General features: G+C 69.1%; 13 protein-coding genes. 12 read left to right on the forward strand and 1 reads right to left on the reverse strand.

All coding sequences use genetic code 11. The features are described 5' to 3' along the window. Positions 1–16: 16 nt before the first annotated feature. The 12 genes from ACYVGI_RS06480 (at position 17) to leuA (ending at position 15,055) form a co-directional block, all read left to right on the forward strand. Positions 17–370 (forward strand): histidine triad nucleotide-binding protein, encoded by a 354-nt coding sequence (locus ACYVGI_RS06480; RefSeq protein WP_460631820.1) that lies wholly within the window; start codon positions 17–19, stop codon positions 368–370. Then, complete coding sequence (locus ACYVGI_RS06485) at positions 360–1,466, forward strand: PhoH family protein (protein ID WP_460631821.1); 1,107 nt, start codon at positions 360–362, stop codon at positions 1,464–1,466. The genes ACYVGI_RS06480 and ACYVGI_RS06485 overlap by 11 nt, the downstream gene beginning before the upstream one ends. 9 nt (positions 1,467–1,475) lie before the next feature. Continuing rightward, complete coding sequence (ybeY, locus tag ACYVGI_RS06490; RefSeq protein ID WP_055893629.1) at positions 1,476–1,937, forward strand: rRNA maturation RNase YbeY; 462 nt, start codon at positions 1,476–1,478, stop codon at positions 1,935–1,937. Positions 1,938–1,944: 7 nt separating this feature from the next. Further along, complete coding sequence (locus ACYVGI_RS06495; RefSeq protein ID WP_460631822.1) at positions 1,945–3,243, forward strand: hemolysin family protein; 1,299 nt, start codon at positions 1,945–1,947, stop codon at positions 3,241–3,243. Further along, positions 3,240–4,133, forward strand: coding sequence for a GTPase Era (gene era / locus ACYVGI_RS06500; protein ID WP_460631823.1), 894 nt, complete (start codon positions 3,240–3,242; stop codon positions 4,131–4,133). Before ACYVGI_RS06495 ends, era begins: the two co-directional genes overlap by 4 nt. Before the next feature lie 120 nt (positions 4,134–4,253). Beyond that, the gene (locus tag ACYVGI_RS06505; protein ID WP_460631824.1) at positions 4,254–6,143 is read left to right on the forward strand and encodes a sensor histidine kinase; all 1,890 of its coding nucleotides are present in this window, start codon (positions 4,254–4,256) and stop codon (positions 6,141–6,143) included. Beyond that, positions 6,140–6,862: a response regulator gene (locus tag ACYVGI_RS06510; protein WP_460631825.1), complete on the forward strand. Its 723-nt coding sequence runs from the start codon at positions 6,140–6,142 to the stop codon at positions 6,860–6,862. Before ACYVGI_RS06505 ends, ACYVGI_RS06510 begins: the two co-directional genes overlap by 4 nt. Positions 6,863–6,948: 86 nt before the next feature. Next, positions 6,949–7,746, forward strand: coding sequence for an ABC transporter ATP-binding protein (locus ACYVGI_RS06515; protein ID WP_460631826.1), 798 nt, complete (start codon positions 6,949–6,951; stop codon positions 7,744–7,746). Further along, a complete protein-coding gene (locus tag ACYVGI_RS06520; RefSeq protein WP_460631827.1) occupies positions 7,743–9,182 on the forward strand; it encodes an ABC transporter permease in 1,440 nt (479 codons plus the stop codon). The genes ACYVGI_RS06515 and ACYVGI_RS06520 overlap by 4 nt, the downstream gene beginning before the upstream one ends. Before the next feature lie 132 nt (positions 9,183–9,314). Further along, entirely contained in the window at positions 9,315–10,601 is a 1,287-nt protein-coding gene (locus ACYVGI_RS06525; protein ID WP_460631828.1) for an alpha/beta hydrolase, read from the forward strand. Then, entirely contained in the window at positions 10,598–13,114 is a 2,517-nt protein-coding gene (locus tag ACYVGI_RS06530) for a phosphatidylglycerol lysyltransferase domain-containing protein (protein WP_460631829.1), read from the forward strand. Before ACYVGI_RS06525 ends, ACYVGI_RS06530 begins: the two co-directional genes overlap by 4 nt. 165 nt (positions 13,115–13,279) lie before the next feature. Beyond that, positions 13,280–15,055, forward strand: a complete 1,776-nt coding sequence (gene leuA / locus ACYVGI_RS06535; protein ID WP_460631830.1) for a 2-isopropylmalate synthase — start codon at positions 13,280–13,282, stop codon at positions 15,053–15,055. A gap of 108 nt (positions 15,056–15,163) precedes the next feature. Here leuA and ACYVGI_RS06540 read toward each other — a convergent pair whose 3' ends face one another. Further along, positions 15,164–15,913: a trimeric intracellular cation channel family protein gene (locus tag ACYVGI_RS06540; RefSeq protein WP_460631831.1), complete on the reverse strand. Its 750-nt coding sequence runs from the start codon at positions 15,911–15,913 to the stop codon at positions 15,164–15,166. Positions 15,914–15,962 lie beyond the last annotated feature (49 nt).

Consider the following 15,962-nt stretch of genomic DNA (forward strand, 5'->3'; position numbering starts at 1 on the left):
GCTTAAGATGGAACACATGGAAACCGAGCAGCCCTCGATCTTCTCGCGCATCATCGCGGGGGAGATCCCGGCCGACATCGTCTACGACGGCGAGCGCATCATCGCGTTCCGCGACATCGCGCCCAAGGCGCCCGTGCACCTTCTGGTGGTGCCGAAGACCGAGGAGTACCGCGATGTCGTCGAGCTGGCCGCCGGCGATCCCGCGCTGCTCGCCGAGCTGGTCGCGACGGCGAAACGACTCGCCGAGGAACACGCGGACGGCGATTTCCGTTTGATCTTCAACACAGGGGCGAACGCGGGGCAGACCGTGTTCCACGTCCACGCCCACGTTCTGAGCGGAGAGCTCGAGGAAGGAAGCCTTGCCGACTAGCGAATCAACGCCTGCAGCGGAAGAACCGGAAGCCACGGATTCGGCGGACACGTCCGAGGCGCGCCTGCACGTCGACGGCGTGCAGATGGTGCGGCTGCTCGGCCCGCAGGACCGCCTGCTGACCACTCTGGAGCGGCAGTACCCGCAGGTCAGCGTCCACGTGCGCGGCAACGAGATCTCGCTCACGGGCGACCCGGCCCAGGTGGATGCGGCCCGCCGCCTGATCGAGGAGCTGCTGCTGATGGTGCGCAACGGCCAGGAGATCAGCCCGGCCGAGGTGACCAGTTCGGCGAAGATGCTCGACACCGGTCTCGGCCTGAGCCCGTCCGATGTGCTGAGCCAGGCGATCCTGACCGCCAGGGGAAAAGCGATCCGGCCGAAGACGCTCGGTCAGAAGCAGTATGTCGACGCCATCGATCACAATACGATCGTGTTCGGCATCGGTCCGGCCGGCACGGGGAAGACCTACCTTGCGATGGCGAAGGCCGTTCAGGCCCTGCAGCGCAAAGAGGTCAACCGGATCATCCTGACGCGCCCGGCCGTCGAGGCAGGAGAGCGCCTCGGCTACCTTCCCGGCACGCTCACCGACAAGATCGACCCCTACCTGCGTCCGCTCTACGACGCCCTCAACGAGATGATGGACCCGGACATCGTGCCCAAGCTGCTCGCGGCAGGAACGATCGAGGTCGCGCCGCTGGCGTATATGCGCGGGCGCACCCTCAACGACTCGTTCATCGTGCTCGACGAAGCGCAGAACACCACGCCGGAGCAGATGAAGATGTTCCTCACCAGGCTCGGCTTCGGCTCGCGGATGGTCGTGACCGGCGACATCACGCAGGTCGATCTGCCCACCGCGGCGAGCGGTCTGCGCCTGGTGACACGCGTGCTGAAAGACATCGACGACATCCACTTCGCGCGGCTCACGAGCGACGACGTCGTCCGGCACACGCTGGTCGGACGCATCGTGGACGCATACACCGAGTACGACGCGCAGAAGCAGGCGCTGCACTATGAGCGCGAGCAGGCGGCCGAGTTCGCCAACCGCGCCGAGCGCCGCTCCTCCGTCCCGCGCGACCGCTTCCCGAAACGACGTTAGGCCCGGCCCATGAGTATCGAAGTCAACAATGAGTCGGCCATCGCGGTGGACGAGGCGGCGCTGCAGCGCCTCGCGGGGTACGCGTTCGACATCATGCACGTGCATCCGGATGCCGAGCTCGCCATCGTCCTGGTCGACGAGGCGGCGATGGAGCAGTTGCACGTGCAGTGGATGGACGAGCCAGGTCCGACGGACGTCCTCAGCTTCCCGATGGACGAGCTCCGCCCAGGCACGGAGGAGGAACCGGCACCGGCAGGGCTCCTCGGCGATGTCGTGCTCTGCCCGCAGGTCGCCCAGGCTCAGGCCGAGACGGCCGGGCACTCCCTGATGGAGGAGTTGCTGCTGCTCACGACGCACGGCATCCTGCACCTGCTCGGCTTCGACCATGCCGAACCGGCTGAGGAACGCGAGATGTTCGGCATCCAGCGCGACATCCTGGTGGGGTTCTCCCGCTACGACCGACAGCGATAGGCGCCGGATGCTCGCAACGCTGTTCTTCATCGTCGCGTTCCTGCTCGTCGCTTTCGGCGGCCTGATGGCCGCTGTGGACTCCGCGCTGTCCGTGCAGTCCAGGAACGACATCGCCGAGCTGGCGGAGACGTCGCGGGCGAAGAAGTCGCTGCTCGCCATCGCCGCCGACCCGGGCGCGCACTTCAACGCGATCAACTTCAGCCGCATCACGGCGGAGACGACAGCGGCTGTGCTCGTCACGCTCGCGTTCGAGCAGATCTTCGAGGAGTGGTGGATCTCGCTGCTGCTGTCCGCCCTCATCATGACGGCGGTGTCGTTCGTGCTGGTCGGCGCGAGCCCGCGCAGCGTCGGGCGCGCCAACTCCACCATGCTGCTTCGGCTGACCGCTCCGCTCGTGCGGTTCATCCGGGTGCTGCTCGGTCCGATCGCAGGCGGCCTGGTGGCGCTCGGCAACCGGGTGACCCCATCCCGTGCCCGCTCGGCGCCGGTCGCGAGCGAGGAGCAGTTGCTCAGCATCGTGGACGAGGCCACCGAGTTCGACGTGCTGGAGGAGGACGACCGCGAGCTCATCCACTCGATCTTCGAGTTCAACGAGACCGTGGTGCGCGAGGTGATGATCCCGCGCACGGACATGGTCACGGTCGACAAGACCGCAGGTCTCGGCACCGCGATGGGCCTGTTCTTCAGCAAGGGCGTCTCCCGGATGCCCGTGATCGACGGCGACCCGGACGAGGTCGTCGGCGTGCTCTACCTGCGGGATGTGGCGAAACTGAGCTTCGAGAGCCCGCTCGGCGCCGACCAGATCACGATGGGCGACATCGCTCGCCCTCCGCTGTTCGTGCCGGAGTCGCAGAAGGCAGACGCGCTGCTGCGGCAGATGCAGCTCGAGTCCAACCACTTGGCGATGGTGGTCGACGAGTACGGCGGGATCGCCGGGCTGGTCACTCTGGAAGACCTGATCGAGGAGCTGGTCGGCGACATCTCCGACGAGTACGACCACGAGGTCGAGCTGGTGCAGCAGATCGGCGACGGCCGGTACCGGGTGAGCACACGCCTGCCGCTCGACGACCTCGGCGAGCTGTTCGATGTCGAAATCGAGGACGACGACGTCGACAGCGTCGGCGGACTGGTCGCCAAGGCGCTCGGCCGCCTTCCCGATGTCGGCTCCACCGCCTCCAGCCACGGCCTCCGCTTCACGGTGGACCGCACTGAGGGCCGCCGCAAACACGTCACCACCGTGCTCGTCGAACGCGACGCCGCACTGATCTCGGCGCCAGGGGCGTCGGAAGAGGAGAACCACTCGTGAACGACTTCCATGCCGGCTTCGCGTCGTTCGTCGGCCGCCCCAACGTCGGCAAGTCCACCCTGACCAACGCACTCGTCGGCGAGAAGGTGGCGATCACCTCCTCCAAGCCGCAGACCACTCGCCGCGCCATCCGCGGCATCGTGCATCAGAAGAACGGCCAGCTCATCCTGGTCGACACCCCGGGCATCCACCGGCCGCGCACGCTGCTCGGCGAGCGTCTGAACTCGCTGGTGCAGTCCACCCTCGGGGATGTGGACGTGATCGGTTTCTGCGTGCCCGCCGACGAGAAGATCGGCCCGGGCGACCGCTTCATCAACGAGCAGCTGGATGAGTACCCGCGGGCCAAGAAGGTCGCGATCGTGACCAAGATCGACGCGGCGAGCAAGGCGGCCGTCGCCGAGCAGTTGCTCGCGGTGTCCGCGCTGCGCGAGTGGGAGGCGATCGTTCCGCTGTCGGCGACCAGCCGCATCCAGTTGGACACGCTCACCAGCGAGCTGATGCGCCTGCTGCCGCTCTCGCCTGCCCCGCTGTACCCGTCGGACGCCGTCACGGACGAAGGGCTGGAGGACCGCATCTCGGAGTACATCCGCGAGGCCGTGCTGGAGGGCGTCGAAGACGAACTGCCGCACTCGCTCGCCGTCACCATCGACGACATCATCGAGCGCGACGACAAAGACCTGGTCGAGGTCTACGCCAACCTGTTCGTGGAGCGCGACAGCCAGAAGGCGATCGTGATCGGCAAGGGCGGCAGCCGCATCAGGGAGGTCGGTGCGACGGCGCGCGTTCCGATTGAGGAGCTGCTCGGCAAGCACGTGTTCCTGTCGATCAGGGTCAAGGTTGCGAAGGACTGGCAGCGCGACCCGAAGCAGCTCGGGCGGCTGGGGTTCTGAGCGCTGGGGTTCTGCGCGCCGCGGTTCTGCGCGCCGCGCTTCCGGACTGCGCGTACATCCCTGGGATGAAATCCGCGTCTCGGCGCGGCGTCCTGCCCGTGCGCCCCGTAGCGTAGAGGGATGCCGAACCGTTCCAGCCTGGTCGAGAGGATCGTCCCGTATCGCTGGGTCCTCGAACCGGCGCTCGGTGTCGTCCTCTTTCTCGCCTGGCTGATCACCGGGCTGCCGTTCGAATTCCAGTCCGCGCTCGCGCTCACCTTCTACAGCGCCGCCGTGGCCATCTCGCGCGTGCTGCCGCCGCTGTCGCTCGGGATGCTCTGGCTGGCCGTGCTGACGGAGGCGACCGAAACCGTCTCAATGCCGATGCCCTTCCGGGTGATCTCGGCCCTGGCGGTGCTGATCGCGGTGTTCAGCATCGCCGCCCACGCCGGAAACGTTGTCCGCTGGCTCGACTTCGCGTCGGCGATCCTGATCTCCCCGATGCTCGCCTACCTGTTCACGGTGCGCGGCGAGCTCAAGTTCCCGCTGATCGGGCCGGTGATCGGCGGGTACTACACCAGCCAGGGCGTCGGGCTGCTGCTGATGAGTCTGCTGCTGGCCGTGACGTTCGTCGCCGGCTGGCTGCTCGGCTTCCTGGTGGCCAGGCAGCGCGCGAGTAGCGCGGCGGGAACGGGTGCCGCCGACCACTCCGTGCTCGTCTGGCTCGCATCCTCGGGTGGCACGCCGGTGTCGGCCAGCGACCCGAACAGGACGGGGCTGGTGCGCCGCCTCACCGGGCGGCAGCTCACCTTCGACATCGCGGGCGCCGTGCTGTTCGCCGTGCTCTGCCTCCCTCTGGACTCCGCCGGCCTGTTCGGGGTCGGCGGCGACGGGGGAGCGCGCTCCGCGATCGTCGTCGTGATCGGCTTCACGGTGGCTGTGGCGGTGCGGCGGATCTCGCCCGCGGTCGCGCTCGCCATCGCCTGGCTGACCGCCGTGCTGCAGATGACCACAGGGCACAGCATCCAGTTCAGCGATGTCGGCATCCTGATCGTGCTGTACGCGACCGCGGCGTACGGCGACCGCATCGTGCGCTGGTCTGGCCTCATCTCCGCGGGCCTCGGCGCTGTCGTCGCAGCCCTGTACCTGTCGCTCACCGCCGCACTGAACCAGAGTTACCTCGACCTGCTGTCCGGCGCGATCTCCCGGCTGGCGCTGGAGTTCTTCTTCCTCGTCGTCGTCAGCGCCACGGTCCTCGGCCTGTCGTGGGTGCTCGGCCTGCTCATGCGCACCTGGCGCAACGCGCGCGTGTCGCGCAGGGCGCAGGTGGTCGCCGAGTTCGACAGGGCCCGCGCCGTGGAGGACGTGGTGGTGGAGCAGGAGCGCACCCGCATCGCCCGCGACATGCACGACGTGGTCGCCCACTCGCTCGCCGTCGTGATCGCTCAGGCGGACGGCGCCCGGTACGCCAGGCACGCCGACCCAGACTCCGTCGACGAGGCGCTCAAGACCATCGCATCCACCGCCCGGTCGGCGCTCGGCGACGTGCGCGTGCTGCTGGCCGAGCTGCGCCACGCCCAGCCGGAGGGCCCGCAGCCGTCGCTCGACGACCTCGACCGCACCGTCGAGCAGGTGCGCGCAGCAGGGCTCGACGTCACCGTCGAGCGCATCGGCGGCTACGGGATGCTCGGCTCCGCCCAGCAGATCGCCGCATACCGCATCGTGCAGGAAGCGCTCACCAACGCGCTCCGGCACGGAGACACCAGCCAGCCGGCCACCGTCGTCCTCGCCGAAGTCGCCCAGGGCGACCGCGGACGCGGTGACGGCAGCGCCGGCGTCGCCATCACCGTGAGGAACACCATGAAGACCGTCACCATCGACACCCCCTCCAGCGGCGCGCTGCCGCGGATCGGCCACGGCCTGCCGGGGATGCGCGAGCGCGCGTCCCTCGCGGGCGGCAGTCTCGCGGCGGGGCCGGCCGGCGCCGACTTCCTGGTGAGCGCGTTCCTTCCTGCGGGGGAGACGGCGTGAGCGGCGACGGCGCGAGCGGCGACCGCGTGCCGGGCGCGCACGGCGCCACCGAGCGCATCCGGGTGCTGCTGGTGGACGACCAGCCGCTGTTCCGAGCGGGGGTCAGGATGCTCGTGGGCTCCCAGGCCGACCTCGAGTTCGTCGGAGAGGCGGCCAACGGTGCGGAGGGCGTGCAGCTCGCTCGCGAGACGGCGCCGGACGTCGTGCTGATGGACATCCGGATGCCCGTGATGGACGGGATCGCCGCCACCACGGAGATCATCGAGAGCGCCGCGAGGGAGGCACGCTCCGCGCCGCGCATCGTGGTGCTGACCACGTTCGACCTCGACGAGGCCGCCGCCCGCGCCATCCGCGGCGGCGCGAGCGGGTTCGTGCTGAAGGACGCAGAGCCCGAGTTTCTGCTCGCGGCCATCCGCACCGTGCACGCGGGAAGCGCCGTGATCGCGGCGGGGGCGACGCGCGAACTGTTCCAGTTCTTCTCCTCCAGCGTGCCGGTGAAGCCGGAGCCGGAGGAGTTCGGCAGCCTCACCGCGCGCGAGAAGGAGATCTTCGTGCTCGCCGCCCGCGGCCTCAGCAACTCGGAGATCGCGGCGACGGAGTATCTGAGCGAGGCGACGGTGAAGACGCACATCAGCCGCATCCTGAGCAAGCTGGGCCTCCGCGACCGCGTGCAGATGGTGGTCTATGCGTTCGAGCACGGGCTCACGTCCGCCGAATAGCGCCCCAGAGATCATCCTGAGGGCTGATAGCGGATAGCCCCACCGCCCGATTCGGCGCCCCGGCCCGGCTCTCTAGCGTGGGGAGTATGGACAACATCACCACCGAGACCGTCACCTCAGCCAGCTCGACCATTCCGCCGGAAGAGCCGCTGGTGGCCCGCGTGGTGGATGCCACGAAGTCCTACGGCACCGGCGCAGGCACCGTGAACGCGCTGGACGGCGTCTCGCTGGGCATCCCCGCCGGACGCTTCACCGCGATCATGGGGCCGAGCGGCTCCGGCAAGTCGACCCTGATGCACGTCATGGCCGGGCTCGACACCGTCACCGGCGGTCAGGTGTTCCTCGGCGACACCGAGATCACCAGCCTGGGGGATGCGGAGCTCACCGTCCTGCGGCGCCGTCGCGTCGGCTTCGTGTTCCAGTCGTTCAACCTGGTGCCGACGCTCGACGTCGCCGCGAACATCCACCTGCCGTTCGAGCTCGACGGGCGCCGCCCGACCAGGACGCAGGGGGAGTGGATCGACCACCTCATCGACTCGCTCGGCCTGCGCTCACGGCTCACCCACCGCCCGCACGAGCTGTCGGGCGGGCAGCAGCAGCGCGTCGCCATCGTGCGAGCGCTCGCCACCCGGCCCGACCTGATCTTCGCGGACGAGCCCACAGGGAATCTCGACTCCCGCACCGGCCGCGAGGTGCTCGCGCTGCTCGCGGAGGCGAGTCGCACATACGGTCAGAGCATCGCGATGGTGACGCACGACCCGATCGCCGCGAGTTACGCCGACCGCATCGTGTTCCTCGCCGACGGCCGCGTCGCGGCGGAGCGTCCACGCTCGGCCGCCGAGGACATCTCGTCGTACATGCTCGGCATGGAGCAGCGCGCGTGAGCCGCCCGTTCTCCGCGTTCCGCGCGAACGCCAGGGACCACCGCGCGAGCATCCTGGTCGCCGCCCTCAGCGCGGCCTTCGGTGTCGCGCTGCTCTCCACCACGGGCGTGCTGTCGGCGTACATCGCCGCCAGCGAGGTCGGCGCGTACTCCTCAGTGGGCGTTGCGCTCGGCATCGTCGCCGGGGTGTTCTTCGTCATCGCCGTCTATGTCGGGGCCATCGTGACCACCAACACGTTCGCGACCGTGATCGCCGGTCGCACCAGGACCATCGCACTGCTGCGGCTGATCGGATCGAGCGCACGGACTCAGCGTCGCTCCGTCGCGAGCGAAGGACTCGCGGTCGGTCTGATCGGGGCCGCCATCGGCGGGGTGACCGCCGCGGTGCTCTCGCTCGCCGCGGTGCGGCTGTTCGTCGCCGTCGGCGTGCTGCCGGATGTGCTCTACCCGGTCATCACGCCCCCGTTGCTCGCCCCCGTGGCCGTGGTCGTCGTGACCACCTGGCTCGCCTCGTGGGTCGGCAGCAGGCGCGTGCTCACCGTCACGCCCGTGCAGGCGCTCGGCGCCGCGGAGGAGCGGCCGCCCGCCGCCGTGCGGCAGCGAGCGCGCATCGTCGTCGCCGCCGCGCTGCTGGTCGCTGGGCTGGCGCTGCTCGTCTTCGGGCTGCTGCTCGGGCTCGGCGTGTTCGCACGAACCGGCATCCCGATCGCCAGCGGGTACGGCGTGCTGATCGCCATGCCGGGCGGCGTGCTGTCGTTCACCGGCATCGTGCTGGCCGCTCCGTTCTTCATGCCCGCCGTCCTCCGCGGAGTCGGGATGCTGTTCGGCCGGGGAGCGGCGGGCAAGCTCGCCGCGGCGAACGCGGTGCGCAACCCCGAGCGGAGCTCGCGCACCACGATCGGGCTGGTGATCGGCGTCACGCTCATCACGATGTTCGTCGTGGCCGCCCAGTCGTACCTCCAGATGATCCGGCAGGCGTCGCAGAACGAGCCTGAGCTGTATGCGGGAGCTGAAAGTGTGCTCACGGTCACCATGCTGGTGTTCAGCGTGCTGGTCGGCTTCTCGGCGATCATCGCGGCGGTCGGGGTGATCAACTCCCTCTCCCTCAGCGTGCTGCAGCGGCGACGCGAACTCGGCCTCCTGCGGGCGCTCGGATTCAGTGCGTCGCAGGTGCGCAGGATGATCCTGGCCGAGAGCGCCCAGCTCACCATCGCCGCCGTGATCACCGGGCTGGTGCTCGGAACCGCCTACGGCTGGGTGGGCGCGCAGTCACTGCTGGGGAGCATCCCTGGCGGTGGGCTGCAGGCGCCAGTGGTCCCGTGGTCCTTCATCGGGATCATCGTGGTGGCGGCCGCGATCCTGGCCCTCCTGGCGTCGCTCGCGCCGACCAGGCGGGCGACGGCGGTCGCTCCCGTTGCGGCGCTCGCGGTCGACTGACCCTGCGACGGGTCCCGGCGCACGCTCGGAGTCAGCTGAGTGTCAGCCCGGCCTCAGCCTTCCAGAGCCTGAGTGCTCGATAATCGAACCGCTTTTGCACGCATTGTGAGAGGAACCGCTCTGAACTGGCTCATGACCCTGCGCATCGACAAGCCGCCGTTCCTGGTGGCCGTCGATGTGCTGGCCGCGGTCCTCGCGCTGTACCTGCTGGTGCGGCCGACCGTCAGACGCACGCTGGCCGGACTCGCCGCAGCCGCGGTGGGAGCTGGGCTCGGCTGGCTGGCGACCTGGCTCCTCGTCGACGTGCTGGACGTCTTCGGCGTCGCGCTCACTCCGGTGACCCGGATGTGGGCGGTGCTTGCGTTCGCCGGGATCGGGCTGGCCGTGGCCAACCTGTTCCGCTCGCGCTGGTGGAGGAAGCTCGTCGCCGTGCTGAGCATCCCGGTCTTCGTGGTGGTGGCGGCCGCGGGCATCAACGTCGACTTCGGCGAGTACCGCGACCTCAACGACGCGCTTGGCGTCGTGCCGTACCCGGCGCTCTCCTTCCACGCTGAGCGCGGTGAGGTGGCCGACGTCGGCACCGACTACGGCTCCACCTGGACAGCGCCGGCGAGCGTCCCAGCGAAGGGCACGATCGGCACGGTGCGCATCCCGGCCACCGAGTCCGGATTCGCAGCCAGGAAGGCCGTCGTCTACCTGCCGCCGGCCGCCCTCACGCCGAAGCCGCCTGTGCTGCCCGTGCTCTACGCCTTCTCCGGCCAGCCTGGCGCCCCGGCCGATGTGTTCACGGCGGGAAGGATCGGCCAGACGATGGATGCGTTCGCCGCGGCCCACCACGGCATCGCGCCCATCGTGGTCGCCGCCGACCAGCTCGGCGGACCCGGCCGCAACCCGATGTGCGTCGACTCGGCCAAATTCGGCAACTCGGCCACCTACCTTCTGAAGGATGTGCCGGCCTGGATCAAAGCCCACTTCCGGGTCAGCAGCGACCCGGCCGCCTGGAGCGTGTTCGGCTACTCGCAGGGAGCCACCTGCGCCGTGCAGTTCCTCACCGGGCATCCGACCGTCTTCGGCTCGGCGCTCGCGTCGTCGAGCGAGCTCGGCCCGACACTGGGGGACCGCGCATCCACTGTCCAGTCCGGCTTCGGCGGATCGGTGACGGCGTTCGAGGACGCGCAGCCCGCGCACTTGATGACCACGCACGCTCCCTATGAGAACTCGATGCTGATCCTCGGCGTCGGCCAGAACGACGCGAAGTACACTTCGTTCGCCCGAACACTCGACGCCGATGCGACACAGGCCGGAATCCGCACGCGGCTCCTCATCTCGCCCGGCACGGCACACGATTGGAACACCGTGCGGTACACCCTGCGGAACGGCTTCCCGCTCATCGCAGCACACCTGGGGCTCACCCAGTGACCGCCGTGACGGCCTGGCTCGCGCGCGTCGCCCGCCGCACAGGAACGCTGATCGCGACGCACCCGTTCACCGCGGCGATGACCGCGCTGATCCTGGTGCTCGCTCTCGCGACCGGCCCCATCCACGGGCCGAGACGGCCGCTGCACATCTGGCTCGGCACGGGGCCGGGTCCGCTGGTCGACGGCCACTGGTGGACGCCGGTCACCTCCGTGCTGTTCACGGACAACCTGGCAGAACTGATCGTCGCCCTCATCCTGACCGTGCTGCTGGTCGGAACTGCCGAGCAGCTCATGGGCACCTGGCGCACGGCGCTGTCGTACTTCGCCACCGCGTTCGTCGGCACAGTCGGCGGCATCGGCCTGCAGCTCCTCGCCTCCACCACGGGAGAGATGTGGGCGAGGAACGTGCACAACCTCGTCGTGCTCGACGTCTTCACCGCGCTCGGCGGCACGATCATGGCCGCGAGCGCGTTCGCCGGCGCCCTGTGGCGCAGGCGCATCCGGGTGCTGACGGTGCTGATCGCCGTGATGTACGTGCTCTACTCCGGGATGCCCTCCGACGTCTACCGGCTGCTGGCAGTGCTCGCCGGGCTGGGCCTCGGCGTGCTGCTGCGGCCGCGTGCACGCCTCGCCGGGTGGGTTCGCAGCTCCCATCACGAGATCCGGGTGCTGCTCGCGTCCGCGGTGACGATCACCGCGATCGGGCCGGTGATCGGGCTGCTCACCACAGCGCGCTACGGTCTGCTGTCGCCGATCGCCCTGCTGTTCACCTCCGACGTTCCGGACAAAGGCTCCGTGCTCGAGCGCTGCCAGGCGTTCGCGGTGACCAGGCAGTGCGTGCACGATCTGACCATCGAGCGGATCAACGGCCTCGGGCCGATCCTGCTCTCTGTGCTCCCGCTGCTCGTTCTGCTCGTCGCGGCATACGGGCTGCTGCGCGGCAACCGGTTCGCGCTCTGGCTCGCCGTGTCGGTGAACGCGCTGCTCGCCGTGCTCTCTGCGCTCTACTTCGGCATCCTCCCGCTCGGTTCGGCCCCGCACCCGCACGTCGGCGCGCGCTACTGGGAGGTGACGGCCATCCTGGCGCTTTCCGCGCTGCTGCCGCTGGCCATCGCCATCCTGCTGATCGCGTTCCGGCAGCACTTCCCTGTGCGCCCTCCCGCGCGGTCGGTGCGGCGCTACGTGCTCACGGTCCTCATCTCCGGCGTCGTGCTCGCCGCACTGTACGTGCTGGTCGGCTACCTGCAGAAAGACACGGGGTTCACCAGGCCGCTCGACCTGAGCGACCTCCTCGACGACGTGCTCGAACGGTTCGTGCCGGTGAGCTTCCTGCGCCGCGAGCCGGTGCAGTACCTGCCGACCACCCCGCTCGCGATCTTCGTCTACCGCAACATCGGCACCGTGTTCTGGCTCATCGTGATCATCGGGGCGATCCCGGTGATGCGCGGCAGGGCGTCGTGGCGCAAGGGGACGAGCGATGCTTCGCGCGTGCGCGAGCTCCTGGAGCGCGGCGGGGGAGACCCGATCTCGTTCATGGCCACCTGGCCGGGCAACGACTACTGGTTCGACCCGACGGACGGCCGGGCCATCGCATACCGGGTGGTGGGCAGGATCGCGATCACCACAGGCGGGCCGTTCGGCGCGCATCCACCGCACGACCGGTCCATCGACCGGTTCGCCAGGTTCTGCGACGACAACGGCTGGACACCCGTGTTCTACAGCGTGGACGCCGGCCTCCAGCCGCTGTTCGAGCAGATGGGATGGTCGACGATGGTCGTGGCAGAGGAGACCGTCATCCGCCCGCAGCAGTGGGAGACCACCGGCAAGAAGTGGCAGGACGTCCGCAGCTCGATCAACCGTGCGCAGCGCGCAGGCATCCGCGCGGAGTGGACGACGTACCAGGCGCTTCCGCTCAGCTCCGCCGTGCAGCTCTCCGACATCTCCGAGCAGTGGGTGGCAGAGAAGGACCTCCCGGAAATGGGCTTCACGCTCGGCGGTCTCGACGAACTGCGCGACCCCGCCGTGATGCTGATGCTCGCAATCGACGAGTCGGGGCGCATCGAGGGCGTGACGAGCTGGCTGCCCAGCTACCGCAACGGCCTTGTCGTCGGCTGGACGCTCGACTTCATGCGCAGGCGACCAGGCAGCATCAACGGTGTGATGGAGTTCCTGATCGCCGAGGCAGCCACCCGGATGCGCGACGAGGGCGTCGAGTTCATGAGCCTGTCCGCCGCGCCGCTCGCCCACACCGCGAGTGCGGGAGGGCAGGGAGGCGAAGGGGAGTCGCGCGGCATGGACCGCATCCTGAACTTCCTCAGTGTGTCGCTGGAGCCGGTGTACGGCTTCCGGTCGCTGCTCAACTTCAAGCGCAAGTTCCAGCCGGAGCTGCACCCGCTGATCATGGCGTACCCCGACCCTGTGGCACTTCCCGCCATCGGGATCGCGCTGGTGCGCGCCTACCTGCCGCAGCTGTCGGTGCGGCAGGCGGTGGCGCTGGCGAGCGGGCGCGGGTGACCGCACGCTGACGGGGTGCTGACCGCTCGCACGCCCCGTGCTACCCTGTTTTCTGTGTACGGTCTGCTCCTCCTTAGCTGCCGCGACGAGTCCTAGTTCTGGGCCTCACTCGTCGCGGAGTTCGTCGTTGGCTCTCCACCACACCTCGCGAGGAGAAGACAGACCATGAAGAACACTCAGGCGCCGAGCGCCATGCCGATCCACAAGTACCGCCCGTTCCATGAGCAGATCCGGGTGGAGCTGCCCGATCGCACCTGGCCGGATGCCCGCATCACGGTCGCCCCGCGCTGGTGCGCCGTCGACCTGCGCGACGGCAACCAGGCGCTCATCGACCCGATGAGCCCAGAGCGCAAACGCATCATGTTCGACCTGCTGGTCCGGATGGGCTACAAGGAGATCGAGGTCGGCTTCCCGTCGGCGAGCCAGACCGACTTCGACTTCGTGCGCAGCCTCATCGAAGAGGGCGCGATCCCCGACGACGTCACCATCCAGGTGCTGACCCAGGCGCGCGAACACCTCATCAAGCGCACATACGAGTCGCTGGTGGGCGCCAAGCAGGCCATCGTGCACCTCTACAACTCCACGAGCATCCTGCAGCGGGATGTGGTCTTCCGCACCGACCAGCAGGGCATCGTCGACATCGCGCTGGAGGGCGCTCGTCTCTGCAAGCAGTTCGAGGCGACGGTCCCCGGCACCGAGATCTACTACGAGTACTCGCCGGAGAGCTACACCGGCACCGAGCTGGAGTTCGCTGTCGACATCTGCAACCAGGTGCTCGACGTCTTCGAGCCGACGCCGGAGCGCAAGGTCATCATCAACCTGCCCGCCACGGTCGAGATGGCGACGCCGAACGTCTACGCCGACTCGATCGAGTGGATGTCGCGCCACCTGAACCACCGCGAGAACGTCATCCTGTCGCTGCACCCGCACAACGACCGCGGCACAGCCGTCGCCGCTGCGGAGCTCGGCTACATGGCGGGCGCCGACCGCATCGAGGGCTGCCTGTTCGGCAACGGAGAGCGCACGGGCAACGTCGACCTGGTGACGCTCGGCGTCAACCTGTTCACGCAGGGGATCGACCCGCAGATCGATTTCAGCGACATCGACTCCGTCAAGCGCACGGTCGAGCACTGCAACCAGTTGCCGGTCGGCGAGCGCAGCCCGTGGGGCGGCGACCTGGTGTTCACCGCGTTCAGCGGCTCCCACCAGGATGCGATCAAGAAGGGCTTCGAGGCGATGGCCGCCGACGCGGAGCGTCAGGGCACGACCGTCGACGAGCTGGTCTGGGCCGTGCCGTATCTGCCGGTCGACCCCAAGGACCTGGGTCGCAGCTACGAGGCGGTCATCCGCGTCAACTCGCAGTCCGGCAAGGGCGGCGTCGCCTACCTGCTGAAGAACGACCACGCGCTCGACCTGCCGCGCAAACTGCAGATCGAGTTCTCCGGGGTCGTGCAGGCCAAGACGGACGCCGAGGGCGGCGAGGTCTCCAGCGACGACATCTGGGCGATCTTCCAGGACGAGTACCTGCCGGCGCCCGTCGACGAGGCCGACGCCAAGTGGGGTCGCTTCGAGCTGGGCAGCACCAGCACCACCAACGAGACCGGCGACCACGTCGCGCTCACCGTGACGCTGCGCGACGGCGACACGGTCGCCAAGGCGTCCGGCGAGGGCAACGGCCCGATCGCGGCGTTCTTCGACATCCTCAACGACCGCGGCATCAACGTGCACCTCTACGACTACTCGCAGCACACGCTGTCGGCGAGCGAATCGGCCCTGGCCGCCGCCTACGTCGAGGTGGATGTGGACGGCACCCGTCTCTGGGGTGTCGGCATCGACGCGGACACGACCACGGCCTCCTTCAAGGCCGTCGTCTCCGCCGTCAACCGCGCCATCCGCGCGACCGCCGGCTCCGCCGCCCCCGCCGCCCTCGTCTCCGCCTAACCCCCGTCCCCAAGCCATCGAGCCGGGACTTGTGCACGCGACACGCCGCTGTCGGCGTGCACAAGTCCCGGCTCGATTGCTTCGGCGGGCGGGCGAGACGGGCGGGCGTCAGTCGGGGCGGTCGAGTTTGTAGCGGGGGATGGATCCGGTCTCGGTGCGTTCCTCGGTGCGGGCCTCCACCCGGCGACGGAGGGGGATGCGCGGCCATCGCGGGCGCGGGATGCGGCCGAGCTCGCGCTGCTCCGGCAGACTCCAGCCGAACCGCACCGCCAGCAGCCGGATGATGAGCGTGACGGCCACGCACACCGCGGCGGCCACGCTGATCGGAACCCCGAGGTCGACCAGCACGACGAGCACGACGGTGCCCGCTCCCGCCGCGACGGCGTAGAGCGAGCCGACGTGCATCAGCGCGATCGGCAGGTTCAGCAGCATGTCGCGCAGGATGGACCCCCCGACCGCCGACACCACCCCGACGAACACCGCCGGCACCTCCGGCAGGCCGAGCGCGAGCGCCTTGGTCGCGCCGATCGCGCCGAACAGCCCGATCGTGAGGGCGTCGAGGAAGGTGATGATCGGGTCGAGCCTGCGGAACAACCGGATGAGGAGCATCCCGAGCAGTGCGGCGACGACGGTGGTCAGCAGATACCAGTTGGACAGCAGCGCCACCGGCCGTGTGACCAGCAGCAGGTCGCGCAGGAGACCGCCGCCGACCCCGGTGGCGACGCCGATGATGGCGACGCCGAGCAGGTCGAGCTTGCGGTCGCGGAAACCGGAGGCGAACATCGCGCCCTGCAGGCTGCCGACACCCACGGCCACCAGATCGGCCCACAGCGGAATCGTGAAGGCCGTCGTGCTCATAGGTCACTTGTACCATGCGCGGCTTGACGGAACTGTCGGCGTTACGCGG

The organism is Leifsonia lichenia, from assembly GCF_054780215.1.